Origin of the sequence: Rhodococcus sp. IEGM 1241 (assembly GCF_033142365.1) — a bacterium.
Classification (GTDB): Bacteria; Actinomycetota; Actinomycetes; order Mycobacteriales; family Mycobacteriaceae; genus Rhodococcus_F; species Rhodococcus_F erythropolis.
Map to the genome: position 1 here is coordinate 541,682 of NZ_JAWLSE010000006.1, position 16,388 is coordinate 558,069.

Annotated in this window: 13 protein-coding genes and 2 tRNA genes; 2 read left to right on the forward strand and 13 right to left on the reverse strand. The window is 62.7% G+C overall.

Annotated elements, in window-relative coordinates; translation table 11 throughout:
- The first annotated feature begins 199 nt into the window (after positions 1 to 199).
- Positions 200 to 727 (forward strand): lipoprotein LpqH, encoded by a 528-nt coding sequence (locus tag R4P70_RS26605; protein ID WP_021332617.1) that lies wholly within the window; start codon positions 200 to 202, stop codon positions 725 to 727.
- Positions 728 to 754: 27 nt separating this feature from the next.
- On the opposite strand, the gene R4P70_RS26610 is transcribed toward R4P70_RS26605, so the two are convergent.
- The 5 genes from R4P70_RS26610 to R4P70_RS26630 all read right to left on the reverse strand — a co-directional run bounded on the left by R4P70_RS26610 (position 755) and on the right by R4P70_RS26630 (position 4,814).
- Complete coding sequence (locus tag R4P70_RS26610; RefSeq protein WP_030536709.1) at positions 755 to 1,699, reverse strand: rhomboid family intramembrane serine protease; 945 nt, start codon at positions 1,697 to 1,699, stop codon at positions 755 to 757.
- A 17-nt stretch (positions 1,700 to 1,716) separates the two neighbouring features.
- Positions 1,717 to 2,244, reverse strand: coding sequence for a peptidylprolyl isomerase (locus R4P70_RS26615; protein WP_007729190.1), 528 nt, complete (start codon positions 2,242 to 2,244; stop codon positions 1,717 to 1,719).
- 69 nt (positions 2,245 to 2,313) lie between these two features.
- Positions 2,314 to 3,096, reverse strand: a complete 783-nt coding sequence (locus tag R4P70_RS26620) for a siderophore-interacting protein (RefSeq protein ID WP_092765176.1) — start codon at positions 3,094 to 3,096, stop codon at positions 2,314 to 2,316.
- 42 nt (positions 3,097 to 3,138) lie between these two features.
- A complete protein-coding gene (locus R4P70_RS26625; protein ID WP_175470357.1) occupies positions 3,139 to 3,978 on the reverse strand; it encodes an ABC transporter substrate-binding protein in 840 nt (279 codons plus the stop codon).
- Positions 3,979 to 4,172: 194 nt separating this feature from the next.
- Entirely contained in the window at positions 4,173 to 4,814 is a 642-nt protein-coding gene (locus tag R4P70_RS26630; RefSeq protein ID WP_133728217.1) for a TetR/AcrR family transcriptional regulator, read from the reverse strand.
- A gap of 66 nt (positions 4,815 to 4,880) precedes the next feature.
- Between R4P70_RS26630 and R4P70_RS26635 the strand changes: the two genes are divergently transcribed.
- The gene (locus R4P70_RS26635; RefSeq protein WP_019746221.1) at positions 4,881 to 5,333 is read left to right on the forward strand and encodes a hypothetical protein; all 453 of its coding nucleotides are present in this window, start codon (positions 4,881 to 4,883) and stop codon (positions 5,331 to 5,333) included.
- Positions 5,334 to 5,390: 57 nt separating this feature from the next.
- Here the strand turns inward: R4P70_RS26635 and R4P70_RS26640 are convergent, their stop codons facing one another.
- The 8 genes from R4P70_RS26640 to gyrB form a co-directional block, all read right to left on the reverse strand.
- Entirely contained in the window at positions 5,391 to 6,668 is a 1,278-nt protein-coding gene (locus R4P70_RS26640) for a lipase family protein (protein ID WP_092765172.1), read from the reverse strand.
- A gap of 127 nt (positions 6,669 to 6,795) precedes the next feature.
- Positions 6,796 to 8,460 (reverse strand): alpha/beta hydrolase, encoded by a 1,665-nt coding sequence (locus R4P70_RS26645; RefSeq protein ID WP_020967982.1) that lies wholly within the window; start codon positions 8,458 to 8,460, stop codon positions 6,796 to 6,798.
- A 62-nt stretch (positions 8,461 to 8,522) separates the two neighbouring features.
- Positions 8,523 to 9,632, reverse strand: a complete 1,110-nt coding sequence (locus R4P70_RS26650; protein WP_003942559.1) for a hypothetical protein — start codon at positions 9,630 to 9,632, stop codon at positions 8,523 to 8,525.
- A 262-nt stretch (positions 9,633 to 9,894) separates the two neighbouring features.
- Positions 9,895 to 9,967: transfer RNA gene (locus tag R4P70_RS26655), tRNA-Ala, on the reverse strand.
- Between the two features lie 176 nt (positions 9,968 to 10,143).
- Positions 10,144 to 10,217, reverse strand: a tRNA-Ile gene (locus tag R4P70_RS26660).
- Between the two features lie 75 nt (positions 10,218 to 10,292).
- Positions 10,293 to 11,711 (reverse strand): DUF3566 domain-containing protein, encoded by a 1,419-nt coding sequence (locus tag R4P70_RS26665; protein WP_317832602.1) that lies wholly within the window; start codon positions 11,709 to 11,711, stop codon positions 10,293 to 10,295.
- On the reverse strand, positions 11,711 to 14,242 hold the full coding sequence (gene gyrA, locus R4P70_RS26670) for a DNA gyrase subunit A (protein ID WP_019746215.1): 2,532 nt from the start codon (positions 14,240 to 14,242) through the stop codon (positions 11,711 to 11,713). The genes R4P70_RS26665 and gyrA overlap by 1 nt, the downstream gene beginning before the upstream one ends.
- 86 nt (positions 14,243 to 14,328) lie before the next feature.
- A complete protein-coding gene (gyrB, locus tag R4P70_RS26675; protein ID WP_003942515.1) occupies positions 14,329 to 16,365 on the reverse strand; it encodes a DNA topoisomerase (ATP-hydrolyzing) subunit B in 2,037 nt (678 codons plus the stop codon).
- Positions 16,366 to 16,388 lie beyond the last annotated feature (23 nt).

Consider the following 16,388-nt stretch of genomic DNA (forward strand, 5'->3'; position numbering starts at 1 on the left):
GCCGTCCCTGCATGTGCATTTACTCCCAACGATCCGGCGAATGACCCGCAGCAGCCTGACGAACGTCCCTGAACAGTCGAAGGCGACAAACCCGCCTGAGCTGGGGGTTTAGCGCTACGAGCACCGAGTCACTGGCTAGTGTTATCGGCGAAACAGCCAGAGCAAGTGCGGGCGCACCGCGTGACTTGAAGGACAGAACATGACGAAGATGGTTCGGACCACGATGACCCGCCGGTCCTCCACCGCAGTCGCTGCCACCATCGCGGCGGTCGCACTATTCGCCTCCGCCTGCGGCAGCGACTCCGACAAGACCGACTCCGACAAGAGTGCTGCCGGCGCCTCGTCCGCTACATCCTCGGCCACCGTCGGCGGGAAGACGCTCGACGCCAAATTCGAGACGAAGTGCGCAAAGGACGGCGGCACGACAGTTATGACACTGCTCGACGCGGAAAATGCCACCTACGGCATGTTGACCGTCTCAGCCATCATCGATGAATCCGGCACGGTTCAGACTGCTGGAATCGCCGGAAGCGAGGGTGGATCGAACGGTCTGCCGTACACCGCCGGATTCGCGCCGGGACTGCCTGGCGGATCTGCCAGTGCCAAGCAGGACGGCAATACCTTCGTGGTGACGGGCGAGGGAATCGGCGCCCGGGACAAGGGCAACCCGATGGAGACGTCGAGCTTCGAGATCACGTTCGCCTGCGAGTCCATCATCGGCGGCTGAGCCAACGGCTGGGCCCTAGGATTCTTGCTAGCTGATTCCCAGCTGTTCGCGCAGTTGGACGACGCGGAGCACAATGACTCCCAACGTCACCACGGTGACGGCACCAAAAGCGATCCAGCCGATCCGCACTGCTTTCACGCGGTTCTCACCGGCGCCCAACCACTGTGGGGCGTACAGGAATGCAGCGGCCGTTGCGGCACCTGCCACCAGACCTCCCGCGTGACCCCAGAACGAGATCCCGGGCAGCGAAATGCTGATGATCACATTGATCGCGATCACCGAGATGATCGGGACCGGGCTTCGACGCAAACGCAGTAGAAGGACGGCCTGTGCGCCCATGATGCCGAAGATTGCACCCGACGCTCCAGCGGTCCAGGACAGGGCCGTGAGCGAGGAGAACACCGGCTGGAACGCCATCACCGAGGCGGAACCGCCGAGGAGCGAAACCAGGTAGATGCCGATGTACCGGGAGCGGCCCATCACGATTTCGGTGTCGCGCCCCAGGATGTAGAGGGCGTACATGTTGACCGCGAGGTGCAAGATGCCGAAGTGCAAGAACCCGGAGCCGATGAGCCGGAACCAGTCACCGCTGGCGACCAGACCCGGATTGAGTGCCCAGTTCGCGAAGATCGACGAGCCGACCTGATTGTTCATGATGCTTCGCGACTGCGCGAAGGTGGCGAGGAACGCCAGGACGTTGAGCCCCATCAAGGTGTACGTCACGATCGGGATCGCACGGGCGGGGCTCACGGTGTTTCCGGCGACGCCCCGAACGGGGCGGACATCGCGTTGGCCGGCAGCTACACAGTCAACACATTGGTATCCCACCGCCGCCTCGCGGAGGCAGTCCGGGCACGCCGGACGTCCACAACGATTGCAGGAAAGTGCGGTAGGTCGATCTGGATGGCGGACGCACCGCGGTTGGGGCGGGATGCCCTCACTCGCACCGCCGCCCCAACCGGGGTTCGTCATCTGCTTGTTTTACCTGTTCAGGAGATGGTGATGCTGTTGATCACGACGGGCTCGACCGGACGATCGCCACGATCGACGGCGGTGGAGGAGATAGCGTCGACAACCTTCTTGGAATCGTCGTCGAGAACCTCACCGAAGATGGTGTGGCGACGGTTCAGGTGCGGCGTCGGGCCGGTGGTGATGAAGAACTGCGAGCCGTTGGTTCCCGGGCCTGCGTTGGCCATGGCCAGCAGGTAGGAGCGGTCGAACTGCAGTTCCGGGTGGAACTCGTCACCGAACTTGTAGCCCGGGCCGCCGGTGCCGGTTCCGGTGGGGTCGCCACCCTGGATCATGAAGCCGTCGATGACGCGGTGGAAGATGGCACCGTCGTAGAACGGGCCGGTCTTGGTGCCGGCGGCGTTTGCGGTGGTGTACTCCTTCGAGCCGTCGGCGAGGCCGACGAAGTTCTCGACGGTCTTCGGCGCATGGTTGCCGAACAGAGCGATCTTGATGTCGCCGCGGTTCGTGTGCAGCGTTGCGGTTGCGGTCTGATGAGTTGAAGTCACACCACCATCGTGCCATTGCCGGCGTTCTCGCGGATGTGAGCCTGCCAATTCCGTGCGACGGGGCATGCGTCACTGCAGTTCGATGTCGGCGGCAACGACCGGATCGGAAATGTCGATTCCGTCCGCAGCTGCGCGTTGGTACAGCCGGTACAGAGCATGATCGAACTCGTCGCGCGTTCGCCCCGCCGACCAGTACGGCAATGCGACAATCCGGGACGACGGTAGGCCGTTTTCGATCGCTTGGTTGCGCAAGCGGGCGACACAGCTTTTCTCTCCGCCGATCCACAACATTGTCGATTCTGTCTGCGCCTTGGTCCGATCGACTATGTCCACCCACTCGATATCAGGGAATCCGTGCTCGCCTGACGGACCCGTGAAACTGTGTATTCGGACTTGTTCGGCGAGTTTCGTCAAGGATCCGACAGCAGGGCGCGCAGATCTGTCGCCGACTGCAACGACGTCAGTGACGCCCGGAACAAGGACGAGTTCGTGTTTGAATCCGATCACCCCAACGCGACTGCCTACGCCCGTCCGGTTGAGCCACCAATCCGGTTTCCCGAGATCTATGACATCGAACGTGATCCTACGATCGCCAGGATTGAAATCGATTGCTGTGTAGGAACGCCCGATCGGACGCCGGGGGTCGGCCTCCCAACTGGGAACCGCGAGTTTGTCCGACCCCAAGGTGGGGAGCATCATCTCGTCCGCCGGCTCCCGAGGCACGAACAACTTGAACACCGGCGCCGCCCCACGAACGCTCAGGTTTCCGAACTCGCTCGACTGCAACACAACTCGAACGGTGTCGTCCGTTCGCTGTTCAACCTCAGCAATCGAGGCAGCGGTCATGACCATGCCCGCAGGTAACCGGGATTCTCTCGCCCTGTCCACGCTCGACTAACCCAACTGTCCCAACGCGGCACCCAGGTTTCCCGGCAGCCACGTCTTTCCAAGTACACCCGCATTGTTGATCGCCTCACCCTGCGCATCACTGAGCCATACGACGCGGGATTTCAGATTCGACTCCCAGAAAGGCGATTGTTCGAGGTTCGCGATGGAATCCCGTGGTGACGGCATCAGAAGTACCGCTTCACCGTCGACGTCACCCGCGGTCTCACCCGAATACGTCACCGGAGTTCCCGTCGATTCCACCGCGGCTTGGTCCTCCGCCGGCTTCATCCCGAAGAGGCGCAGTATGTTTCCGCCCGATCCCAACGAAATCTGCTCCTTGTAGTAGAGCCCGAATGAGTACGGCCGCTTCGCAAGTCCTGGGTTCGACTCAGCCACACCCGTAAATTCGTCGACTGCCGAGGTGATCAACTCGCCACCCTGCTCGGATTTGCCCAACGCATCCGCGACCTGCTGAACGCCGACTCTCCAATCGTTGTCTGCGTCCTGCATGTCGAATATCAAAGTGGGAGCGATCGTTCGGAGCCGCTCCAACGTGCCGGGCTCGGTGAAAGCCGGCCAGGCAGGCGCGATGATGAGATCCGGTTCGACCGCAAGCATCCGCTCGAAATTCACTTGCCCTGCATAGATGTCAGCCAAGGACTCGTCGAGCGCCTCGTTTCCCACGTAGTCCGCCAGATAGGGAAGCTTGTCGATGTTGGTCACGCTCGCGGCCACGGGGTGCGATCCCAGCGCCACGACGTTCTCGAACGCCGGGTTCCCCAAGGTCACGATCCGTTCAGGTGCCGACTCGATGGTCACGTCTCCGGATTCCGTGCTCACGGTCACCGGATAGCTTCCCCTCGCTGCGGGACTTCCGTCAGCGTCTGGGTTCGTGTTCGATGACGAACATCCAGCGAGCGCGAGCACTAACGCGGCCCCGGCCGCGCCGAGGAATCTTGGCCTCCACCTGTGTCTATTCATAATTGCCACAGTAGCAATAATTAATGTGGGTTGCCTTACCTTCCTATCCCGGAAGGGCATCAGTGATCCGAAATGTGAGTCCAAGAAGCGTCAGGAGTTGGAACGACCGTAGGAACGAGGCCGGAATCGATCATCTTTTCGGCACCGACAAGGAAGGCGTCGAGCGTCCAGGAAACAACAGCCGAGAGAGTCTCAGGCTTCGGATACTGCGAATCCGGGTAACGATTGCGCGCCGGTGTATGCAGTGCCGCCGAAATGATCAGTGTCCGAGAGCCGAGCAAATGTGCTGTTGCACGGTCAAATTCAGGCTTCCGTAGAAGTACCTCATTCATGATTCGCTCGAACTGCGCCAGAGTGCCCTCTTCGTAAGGCCCTCGAAGCACGTAGTCCTCGAGCCCAGGCGTGGCAGTCACGAGTTCAGCGAACCGCTGACCTAGCGTCCGAAGGTAGTCCTGCCAGGACTTCGAATCCGAATCCAACTGCAGACGTCCGAAAGCTCTCGCACACGCCAACGAGTACAGACGATCGGTCGAGTCGACGTGATGGCGAATCGTCGCAGCGGAAACGCCCAGGACCTGTGCGACCTCCGCCCGCGTCAGGCGGTCCAAACCCACCCGTTCCGCTGCATCGAGAATCTCCTCTGTCGACGTAATCGCAGGTCGGCCTGGGCTTCGACGGGACCGTGCAGGGGAGGTCGACATTCATCCATCGTAAGTCCGATCTGCGACCGACCTACCCCGGTACAGCCCTTGTGGCAAAGTGAAGTCATGACACGAGTGACCGAGTCCCTCAGCACGCAGTTGCCCGACACCTTCGATCACGCGCGCGCCCGCGTCGAGGACACCTTCGACGAGACTGCCGCCTACCTCGAAGAGACAGCGGCTCGTATCAAGGAGTCCGAGGCAGCCGACAACGCTCGCCGTATCGCCGCGGTGGTCGCCACATCGGTCGCTCGCGGCGCCGGGCAGGTCGGGTTGTTCCTGGGTCGTCAGGGCAAAGTCCTCGCCAAGAAGGGCGTCGAGCGCGCAAAGGCTATCCCCACGAAGTCCGCGGAACGCACCGAGAAGCCTCGTGGCCGCAAGCGCGTCGCCGTGTTCGTCATCGCCGGTGTCGCGGTGATCGGTGGCGCGGTGTTCTTCAAGAGCCGCCGACGCGAGCATCCGCCGGTCGCTTCCGCACCCCCTCGGCTCGAAGAGAACTCGGCCGAGAAGACCGCTTAGTCGACACACGAAAAGCCCCGGAACAGATTGTGTTCCGGGGCTTTTCGATGTTCACGTTCAGCAGTTGGACGGCGCTGGGACGTTGTTGAAGCGATCGATCATGTACCCGACAGATTCCGGGGTACCCACCAGGTACGGCGTCGCATGATTGATTGCCATGCCCGGAATGATCGGGGGCAGTTCGTTGACGGAGAACTGCACCGCCGCGCCCTTGCCGCACCAGTCTCGCGCCAGTTGCTGTCCCTGGCCGAACGGAACGATGTCATCGGAGCGGCCATGCTGAATGAGCACGGGCGACTCCGGCGTCAGCTTGCCGATCTTCTGCTCGTCGAGGATTGCCTGCGCCATGGGTAGACGCGCCAGAACTGCGGAGAGTGATTCACCGGAATTGGTGAAACTCGACGACTGCTGGAAGCCGAACTGCAATCCACTTTCGGCGACGCACTGGTTCTTGGTGGCGGCCAACATCTGTCGGCCGCGATCGTTGATCTCGGCGTCGAGCAGCGGCTGAACCTCGGGGTACTGCGCAAGGATCCCGTTGAGCGCGTAGCCGATCACTCCGGTGAGGAACGTGCCGTCGACCTGCTGCAGCGTCGCCGCCAGATCGGCGGGCGGTGCACCTGCGTACGTGCCCTTGAGATCAAGCTCGGGAGCATACGACGGCTTCAATTCCGTTGCGGCAGCGGCAGCTCCACCACCTTGCGAGTAACCCCACAGTCCGACGGGGCCGTCGGCGGGAATGCCCGTGTTCGGGAGCTGCTGAGCGGCACGCACCGAGTCCAGAACCGCGTGCGCTTCGGCTTCGCGGTTGACGTAGGTGTGATCGCCAGGAGTTCCGAGGCCTTCGTAATCGGTGACTACGACGGCGATGCCGTTGAGCAGCAACGTGTTCACCCAGATGGACTCGTAGCCGACCATGACGTCCGTCGGGAACTGGTACTCGATACCGGTGTTGAACAGTTTGGACGGAGCGCATTGATCGCCCTGCCCATGCGTTCCTACCGCTGCGGCAACCAGTGGACGCGCCCCCTGCCCGGTCCACGGGTTCGACGGTTCCAGGTAGGTCCCCGTCACGGCAACGGGAGCACCCTTGGCGTCCTCGCTTCGGTACATGATCTTGGTGGCGGTTGCCGGCCACGCACCGTTCGATCCGGGCACGCTCAGCAGCAGTGGTGACGGCTCACTCTTGATGAGATCTCCGTTGGCACCTGCCGGAAGCTCCGACGGCGGCGTGTAGAAATCCGCCGGCTCCGCCATTGCGGCAGGGGCCGTCACAGCACCCATGACCAGTGCCGCGACGGAAACCCCGGCCGCCCACCATGCTCTGCTCTTCACGTTTCGATCTCCCCACGCTCGCCTGCGCTGTGGCTTGGCACACAGCGAACGCAGAGTAACACATACCTCACGTAACACTTTTTCGTGAGGTTTTCGCCTTAACAGGCTGACTTACAACCGTTTACGACTACTTCGTGGGCTCCAGATTGGAGGTCAGCAGCGAACGAAGCTTGTCGGTATCAGCCGAGGTCCACGCCTCGGGGTGCAGGATCTTGGCCCACATGTCCGCTGCATCCTCGCCGTAATTGTGACCGTGCCCGGACGGGACGTCAGCCGAGAAGACCATGTCGAGGGTTACCTGCCAGAAGGTCACGAGAGGTACCCACGTCATTCCCGGATCCACGTCGCGACCCAGCGGTTCCTTGAGCCAATCCGGCTTGTTGAGCAGCAGGTCGAAGGACCACCATGTGATCGGGTCGCTGGCGTGCTGCCAGTACACGATGCGATCGTCGTCCCAGTCGGACTTCAGCTCCAGATCTTCCGGATCACCGGCAAACCGAATCGCCTGGCCACCGTCGATCACCGGCAGGATCTCCGGTGAGCCCGAGTCGCGGCTGTCCGTGATTTCCTGCCACTGAGCAGTGAAGTTGGGGGTTCCGACCCACAGCGCGCCGTCGACGCGCGTCATCATGTCCTGAGCGCCGGCAAATGCGGCCTGGCCACCGTAGGAGCCGAGGCTCTCACCGAAGACAACCAGTTCGGGTCGCGTCTCCACGGGCAGGTCGATCCACTTGGCGTACACCGCGTTGAACAGTGCGCGACCGGCAATCATCGGCGTCTCACGGTCGGCGATGAAGGCCAACGGACTCGGAAGGAACGAGTACTGCATCGACGCGATCGCCGTGTCCCCGCCCTCGACGTACTCGAACGCCGACGCGACGTCCTCGTTCACCCAACCGCGGCCGGTGGTCGTGACAACTGCGAGGGTTCCGCGGTCGAATCCGCCGGTGCGCTCCAACTCGTCGACGACCCGCTGTGCGACACCATTGATCGAGTCCGAGGATTCACGTCCCGCGTACACCCGGATCGGTTGCTTCGCTTCACGTCCGGTCAATGCGGTGATCTCGGCCGCGGTGGGACCGCTGCCCATGAAGGTGCGCCCCTCCTGGCCGAGCGAATCCCAGGCTTCGGCGGACATCGGTGAACCACTGCGCTCAGCGATCAAGGGTTGTTCGATGCCGTCCGGTGTTTCGTGATCCGCACCGGAGAAACTCCAGTTCGCGAAGGCAATCAACCCGTTGTACAGCGCACCGTTCACGATGAAGATGCCGAGGGCGAAGATGACGATCAAGCTGCCGACCTTCGCCGCTTCGAGGGGAACGAACCGAAGTGCGACGGCGGTGAGCTTGTTGGTGGTGAAACGAAGACCACGGCCTGCCTCGAGCAGGATGAACCAGATTCCGAGCGAAATCAGCAGCACCAGAAGGTAATTCGCCTGATTGGTGCGAGGAGCTTCGACAAGATCGCGAACGATCTGCTGCCACCACGAACCGAGGACCAAGAACGTCGGAACCAGAATGACGGCCGCGGCCAACAAGACTCGCCAGCCGATCTTCTTGGTGCGATCCGACCACTGCGGTTCGACGCCGCACTTGCGGATCATCCAGGCAACCGTCACGCCGACGCCGTATCCCATCGCGAGCGAGATGCCCGTCGCAACGCCCTGCAAGTACCACGCGCGCGGCAACAGGGAAGGACTCATCGACCAGGTGAAGAAGACCAGAGCAAAGGCAAGCCCGACCGGGTGCAGCGTCTTGCAGTAGAGGCGCAGCCGTTCCCACACACGTTTCATGCCGGAATCGTATGCGCCCCGTGCCCGAATCAGGTCACGAAGCGCACACGCGTCCAGTCTGTTTACGGGGCGAAGCGCAAAATCGCGGCAACTGCGCCGCCGCCCGGAATGTCCTCGGCGCGAACAGCGAGGACCCGAGCACCCGTCAGGAGCGCACGACGAGCGATCTCGTCGACGACCCCGTATGTACTTCCGTTGGTCGACTCACCGGTCGTGAGAGCGCCCGTCTGGGGATCGAGACTTCCGGGTACAACGGAATCGATGTCGATGAAAACGGTGTCGACCTGTCCGTACGTCGCGGCCGTTGCCACGTCGGCGACGTCGGTTTGAGTGCGACCTTGTTCCGTGCGCACATTGAAGGTGTCCCGCACCGCCGCCAACTGCTCGGCGTGGAAATCGTCGAGCGCCGGACGCGAACCGTCCGCCACTTCCTGCGTCGACAAGGCTTCCGGGTTTCCCTCGACGGTTTTGTCGACCAGGTGGCGGTACGAATTCACGGAGCGATACACCGACGCGATGGGTTCCGCAGCGGCCAGGATCAAGGGGACGTCACGGCCGGCGAGGACACCACGGACCTCGTGATCGACTGCGCGGGCGTACTGATTGACGCGCAGCTTTCGGCTGTCCGAACCCGAGAGCCGACCGGCTTCAGTTCGGCTGTTGATCGAGGACTTACCCGCGTGATCGGCAGCGTTCTTCGGCATTCCCTGAACACGAACCTCGTCGGCCGGTTGATCGGCGGCGATCTCGATCAATCGCACCGAACCTTCGGCGAGAGCGAGAACAAACGCCGTCTGGGGGAAGGTCACCGAACGGAGCAGTGGCTTGAGATGAAACCGATCGCTGACCGTTTCGAGCGCCTGCAGACGGTTGGGCAGGCGGAAGGTCACCAGACGCTCCGGCGTCGCGTACGTGACCAATGAGCGCGACTGGAAGCGCCAGAAATCGTCGTCGTCGTCGAGCTCTGCGTATTCGGCCTCGAACAGCTTGCGCTCGGCCGGATCCTCCACCGATGCGAGTGCCGAGCGGACCTGGTCCTTGAAGGCGATGCGCGCTTTGTCATGATCCTGCGGCGCATCTTCAGTCGGAGTCACGATGGTGATGCAGGTGGGCCCTTCCACCTCCGCGAGTGCGGCAATTTCACCGTGGCTGGGAATGTCGTTGTGAAGCACTACGAACCTCCTGAAATTGGGTTCTCCTCACGCTACGCCCGGCTGGTTATGACCACTAGACTTTCCGGAGAATTCGGGACGAACGGTCCATAGTGGGCGCTGTTCTGGCCACCCCACTCCGAGCGAACGGCATGTTCACCGCCTTCAGTGCGCCGAAAGTACCGTTCGCTCAAAAGGGGAGGGCCACGAGTCGGGCACCGGCCGGCCGGACATCGGCATACAAAAACACCCTCCCGGATCCCGGGAGGGTGTTTTCTTACTGTGGAGCCTAGGAGATTCGAACTCCTGACATCTGCCTTGCAAAGGCAGCGCTCTACCAACTGAGCTAAGGCCCCGTTCGGTTTTCTGACCGGAGTCAGAGTACCTAGGTTCTATCCTGTTTCCAAATCGTGCCAAACCTTGTCTCCGCGCTGACTTTTGATCAGCTTGGTGACCCCGAGAGCTACCAGAATTCCGGCCCCGACAAGCAGGAAAACCTTCATTCCAGCAACCCTTCTTCGGCACATGGGAGTGGGCCTAGGAGGACTTGAACCTCCGACCTCTTCATTATCAGTAAAGCGCTCTAACCACCTGAGCTATAGGCCCCTGAACCGATTCCAAAGATTACCCCACCGGGCCGCTGACACCAAAACGGGCCCGGCGGAGCAATGTTTTCGCAGGTCAGTCGCGGTCGGCGAGAGTTACCTCGACGCCACCAACCAGGTCGCTGCAGAGGTTGTAGATGAACGATCCGATCGTGACGAGTGCCGTGAAAAGCACCATGTTCGCGATACCGATCAGCGCGGCGTAGCCGAACACTTGGCCGGCCGTCACCAGACCGTCGGAGCCGCCGTCGGCAACGATGTCGGTGAACGCGTTGTTCAGGCGATCCCAGACGCCCATGCCGTCGAGAACGACGTAGAGCAGTCCGACGGCCACCATCCACACGAAGAACAGCGACACCGAGATCACCGACGTGATCTTGAGCGTGGACCACGGGTCGATACGACGGATCTGGACCGTTGCGCGCAGTGGCGCACCGTCCACGACCGAAGCCGATACGGCGTGAGTTTTCTCACCCTTCACCGCAGCAGGCAACGGATGCTTGGCCTCGGAGAGGTCAGGCATGTCCTTCGGCAGATCCTTGCGATCGATGTGCCGAGTCGGCCCGTCGATCGCGGCGGCTTTTGCTTTCGGATTAGCGACGGTGGGATTGGCGACCGTGGCATTTGCAGCCTTGGGATTTGCGCCCGAGGGTGCAACAGCCTTGGCTGCCGCTGCGCCGGCGACGCCACCGGTAGCTGCGGCAGCTGCCGTTCCTGTCACGACAGGACGCGCCGACGGGTTGCCGGCAGGACGACCTGTCTGTGCACCGGCAGCGGGGCGACCCGCCTGTGGCTGTCCCTTCGGCGCACCACCCTGCGCTGGGTTTTTGGCCGGACCACCCTGTACCGGACCACCCTGTGCCGGGCCGGCCGCTGCAGGACGCTGCGGACCCGCAGGCGGCTTACCCCCAGCAGGAGCTGCCGGTCGACCCGCAGGAGCACCAGCGCCGGCCGGGCGCGTGATGTTGGTCTGCGGCTGACTTTGCGGAACCTGATTCTGCGGTGCCGGAGCCTTGCCCGGGTTCTGAACAGCCGGGTTCTGAGCACTCGGGTTCTGAGCAGGAGCCTTCGGCGCCTGAGATGGCTGCCCCTGAGGCTGGCCTGACGGCTGGGGTCCCCGTTGCCACGGCGGTGCCTGGCTGCCACTAGCCTGATTGGCAACCGGTTGCGGCGGAGCCTGACCATCACCCTTCGCCGGAGTTACCGGCGCAGCCGGAGCCACAGAAGGAACGGAAGGAGCCTGACCCTTGGCCGCACCCGCGGCGTCGGGAGCCGCAGCCGCCGGTTTCTGGGCCGAATCCGACGGGCCGCGAGGCGGCTCCGGTGCCTTGGGCGCCGGAGCTGCCTCGGAAGCTTTGGGTCCGCCGTCCGCTGGAGCTGCAGGTTTCGAGGTCTGCGGCCCCGCCGGAGCAGTTGCCTGCTCCGGCTTCGGTGGCGTCGAACCTGAAGTGCTTTCACTCTTCTGGTCACTGCCCGGCTGGTTGGGAGTGCTCACTAGGACTCCTTAGCTCCATCGGCATTGTCTGCGTTGTCGGTGGTCTCTGCAGCGAGCTCTTCGGGCTCGTCGGCGTTGCGCGCAATCGCGAGCAATGTGTCGCCTTCGCCGAGGTTCATCAGACGCACGCCCTTGGTCTGGCGTCCCGCCTTACGAACCTGCTTGGCAGCCGTCCTGATGACGCCGCCGCCCGAGGTGATCGCGTACAGCTCGTCGTCGTCGTCGACGATGAGCGCACCGACCAGAGTGCCACGTTTCTTGTCGTACTGAATCGTGAGCACGCCCTTGCCGCCGCGACCCTGCACCGGGTAATCCTCCATGCCGGTTCGCTTGGAGTAACCGCCCGAGGTGGCGACCAGGAGGAACGTTCCTTCACGAACGACGTTGAGCGAGAGCAGCTCGTCGTCACCGTTGAAACGCATGCCCTGGACACCGGAAGTGGCGCGGCCCATCGGACGCAGTGCCTCGTCGGTGGCCGAGAAGCGGATCGACTGGCCCTGTGCCGAGACGAGAAGCAGGTCGTCGTCGGCAGAGCAGAGAACAGCGCCGACCAGTTCGTCTTCACCGCGCAGGTTGATGGCGACGATGCCACCGCTGCGGTTGGAGTCGAAGTCGGTGAGCTTGGACTTCTTGACCAGACCGTTGCGTGTGGCGAGCACCAGGTATGGCGCGTCTTCGTACGTCTTGATCTGGATGACGGACTGGATGCGCTCGTCCGGCTGGAAGGCCAGGAGGTTGGCAACGTGCTGACCGCGAGCGGTACGGCTCGCCTCGGGCAGCTCGTAAGCCTTCGCGCGGTAGACGCGGCCCTTCGTGGTGAAGAACAGCAGCCAGTCGTGCGTCGAGGTGACGAAGAAGTGCGAAACGATGTCGTCCTGCTTGAGGCCGGCACCCTGAACACCCTTGCCGCCGCGCTTCTGTGATCGGTAGAGATCGGTCTTGGTGCGCTTGGCGTAGCCGGTCTCGGTGATCGTGACGACGACGTCTTCGCGGGCGATCAAATCCTCGTCGTTGACGTCTCCGTCGGCGGCGATGATGCGGGTACGACGGTCGTCGCCGTACTTGTCGACGATTTCCTTGAGCTCGTCACGAACGATCGCGCGCTGACGCTCCGGGCGAGCCAGAATGTCTTCGAGGTCCGCGATTTCGAGTTCGATCTCGGCCAACTCGTCGACGATCTTCTGACGCTCGAGGGCGGCCAGACGACGCAGCTGCATGCCGAGGATGGCGTCGGCCTGGATCTCGTCGACGTCGAGGAGTTCCATCAATCCGGCGCGAGCGATGTCGACGGTCTGCGACGCACGGATCAAGGCGATGACCTCGTCCAGAGCGTCGAGGGCCTTGACCAGACCGCGCAGGATGTGGGCGCGCTCCTGCGCCTTGCGAAGCAGGTACCTGGTACGACGAACGATGACCTCGAGCTGATGCGTCGTGTACAGACGGATCATCTGGTCGAGGCGCAGCGTGCGCGGCACTCCGTCGACGATGGAGAGCATGTTGCAGCCGAAGCTGGTCTGCAGCTGGGTGTGCTTGTAGAGGTTGTTCAGCACGACCTTGGCAACGGCGTCACGCTTGACGGTGACGACGATGCGCATGCCGACGCGGTCCGAGGACTCGTCGTGGATGTCGGAGATGCCACCGATCTTGGCGTCACGAACCTGCTCCGCGATGGAAGTGATCAGGTTGTCCGGGTTGACCTGGTAGGGCAGCTCGGTGATGACGATCGTGGTGCGGCCCTTGGCATCTTCTTCGATCTCGACGACGCCTCGCATACGGACGGAGCCACGGCCGGTGGTGTAGGCATCCTGGATGCCCTGTCCACCGACGATGAGCCCGTGCGTCGGGAAGTCGGGCCCCTTGATGCGCTCCATGACGGCCGCGAGGGTGGCTTCCTCGTCCGCCTCGAAGTTCTCGAGCGCCCAGTAGATGGCCTCGGCAACTTCACGCAGGTTGTGCGGCGGAATGTTGGTGGCCATACCGACGGCGATGCCGTTGGAACCGTTGATCAGAAGGTTCGGGATACGGCTGGGCAGAACCGTCGGTTCCTGCGTCTTGCCGTCGTAGTTCGGGGTGAAATCGACTGTCTCGTGGTCGATTTCGCGCAGCATTTCCATCGCGAGCGGCGTGAGCCTGCACTCGGTGTAACGCATGGCGGCTGCGCCGTCGTTGCCGCGGGATCCGAAGTTTCCCTGACCGTCGACGAGCGGGTAACGCAGTGACCACGGCTGGGCCATACGGACCAACGTGTCGTAGATCGAGGAGTCGCCGTGGGGGTGGTAGTTACCCATGGTCTCGGCGACCGGACGGGCAGACTTCACGTATCCGCGGTCCGGGCGATATCCGTTGTCGTACATCGCGTAGAGCACGCGGCGGTGCACCGGCTTGAGTCCGTCGCGGACATCCGGCAGAGCGCGACCGACGATGACGCTCATGGCGTAGTCGATGTAGCTGTTCTGCATTTCCTGCTGGATGTCGACCGGTTCGATCCGGTCGTGTTGCGGACCGTCCGGTGGCAACGTGGTGTCGGTCATGAGCTCACTTTCTTAAAAGAGGGGGCAAGCCCCTGTGCGCGGAAAAGGAGTCCGGGGACTCCGCAACCGCTCACAAGGCCGCAGGCCTACACGTCGAGGAAACGAACGTCCCGGGCATTGCGGGTGATGAAGCTGCGTCGTGCTTCGACGTCTTCGCCCATCAGCACGCTGAACAGCTCGTCGGCAGCAGCCGCATCGTCGAGCGTGACGAGACGCAGAACGCGCACCGTCGGGTCCATCGTGGTTTCCCACAGCTCCTTGGCGTTCATCTCGCCGAGGCCTTTGTAGCGCTGGATGCCGTCGTCCTTGTTGATCTTCTTGCCGGACTCGAGGCCTGCCTTGACCATCGCGTCGCGCTCGCGGTCGGAGTACGCGAATTCCGGTTGCGCACCCTTCTGCCACTTGAGCTTGTACAGCGGCGGCTGCGCGAGGTAGACCTTGCCGTGCTCGACGAGCGGCCGCATGAAGCGGAACAGCAGCGTGAGCAGCAGCGTTGCGATGTGCTGACCGTCGACGTCGGCGTCGGCCATGAGCACGATCTTGTGATAGCGCAGCTTGGCGATGTCGAACTCGTCGTGGATGCCCGTGCCGAACGCGGTGATGATCGACTGGACTTCGGTGTTCTTGAGGACGCGATCGATACGCGCCTTCTCGACGTTGATGATCTTTCCGCGAAGCGGGAGGATCGCCTGGTACATCGAGTCTCGGCCGGACTTGGCCGAGCCGCCTGCGGAGTCGCCCTCCACGATGTAGATCTCGGACTTCTCCGGATCGTTGGAGCGGCAATCGGCGAGCTTGCCTGGCAGGCCACCGAGGTCGGTCGCACTCTTACGACGGACCAGCTCACGCGCCTTACGCGCGGCGACGCGGGCCTGCGCCGACGAAACAGCCTTGTTCACAATGGTTTTCGCGTCGGCGGGGTTCGCCTCGAACCAGTGCGCGAGGTGCTCGTTGCACGCCTTCTGTACGAAGGACTTGACCTCGGTGTTGCCGAGCTTGGTCTTGGTCTGACCCTCGAACTGGGGTTCACCGACCTTCACCGAGATGATGGCCGCAAGTCCTTCACGGATGTCGTCACCGGTGAGCTTGGGATCCTTGTCCTTGAGCAGCTTCTTTTCGAGCGCGTACTTGTTGACCGTTGCGGTCAGTGCGGCGCGGAAGCCCTCTTCGTGGGTACCACCCTCGTGGGTGTTGATCGTGTTGGCGAAGGTGTGCACGGACTCCGAGTAGCCGGAGTTCCACTGCATTGCGACCTCGAGCTCGTGGCCGGTGCCCTTGGCGGTGAATCCCACGACCGAGTTGTGGATCGGGGTCTTGCTCTTGTTGATGTGCCGAACGTAGTCCTCGAGTCCACCGGGGTAGTGGTAGATACGGGTCTTGGACTTACGCGGCGCTGCCTGAGCAGCTTCTTCGGCTTCTTCGGCAGCAGACTTGGGAGCCTCGGCTACCTCGGCAGCTTCGTCGTCGATGACCTCGGCGCGCTCGTCGGTCAGCGTGATGGTCAGGCCCTTGTTGAGGAAGGCCATTTCCTGCAGACGACGCGCAACGGTCTCGAAGTTGTAGCGGGTGGTCTCGAAGATCTCGGGATCAGCCCAGAAACTGACGGTGGTGCCGGTCTCCTTCGTCGGGTCGCCCTGTACGAGCTCTCCCGGCTTGGAATCGGTGTACGTCTGCTGCCACCGGTAGCCGTCGACCTTGATGTCGACGTCGAGCCGGGTCGAGAGCGCGTTGACCACCGAGATACCGACGCCGTGCAGACCACCGGAGACGGCGTAGGAGTCGGAGTCGAACTTGCCGCCGGCGTGCAGCTGGGTCAGCACGACCTCGACGGTGGGTACTCCGGAGGCGTGCATGCCGACCGGGATGCCACGGCCGTCGTCGATGACGCGGATTCCGCCGTCTTCGAGGAGGGTGACCTCGACCTTGGTGGCGTGTCCGGCCATCGCCTCGTCGACCGAGTTGTCGACGACCTCCCAAATGAGGTGGTGCAAGCCGCGTTCACCGGTGGAACCGATGTACATGCCTGGACGCTTACGTACCGCCTCGAGTCCTTCGAGGACGGTGATGGACGACGCGTTGTAGTCCTTGCTGGAAGTGCTTGTATCTGACTTCTGGGCAGCCACGGGTGGGTAGCTCTCCTTCTCCG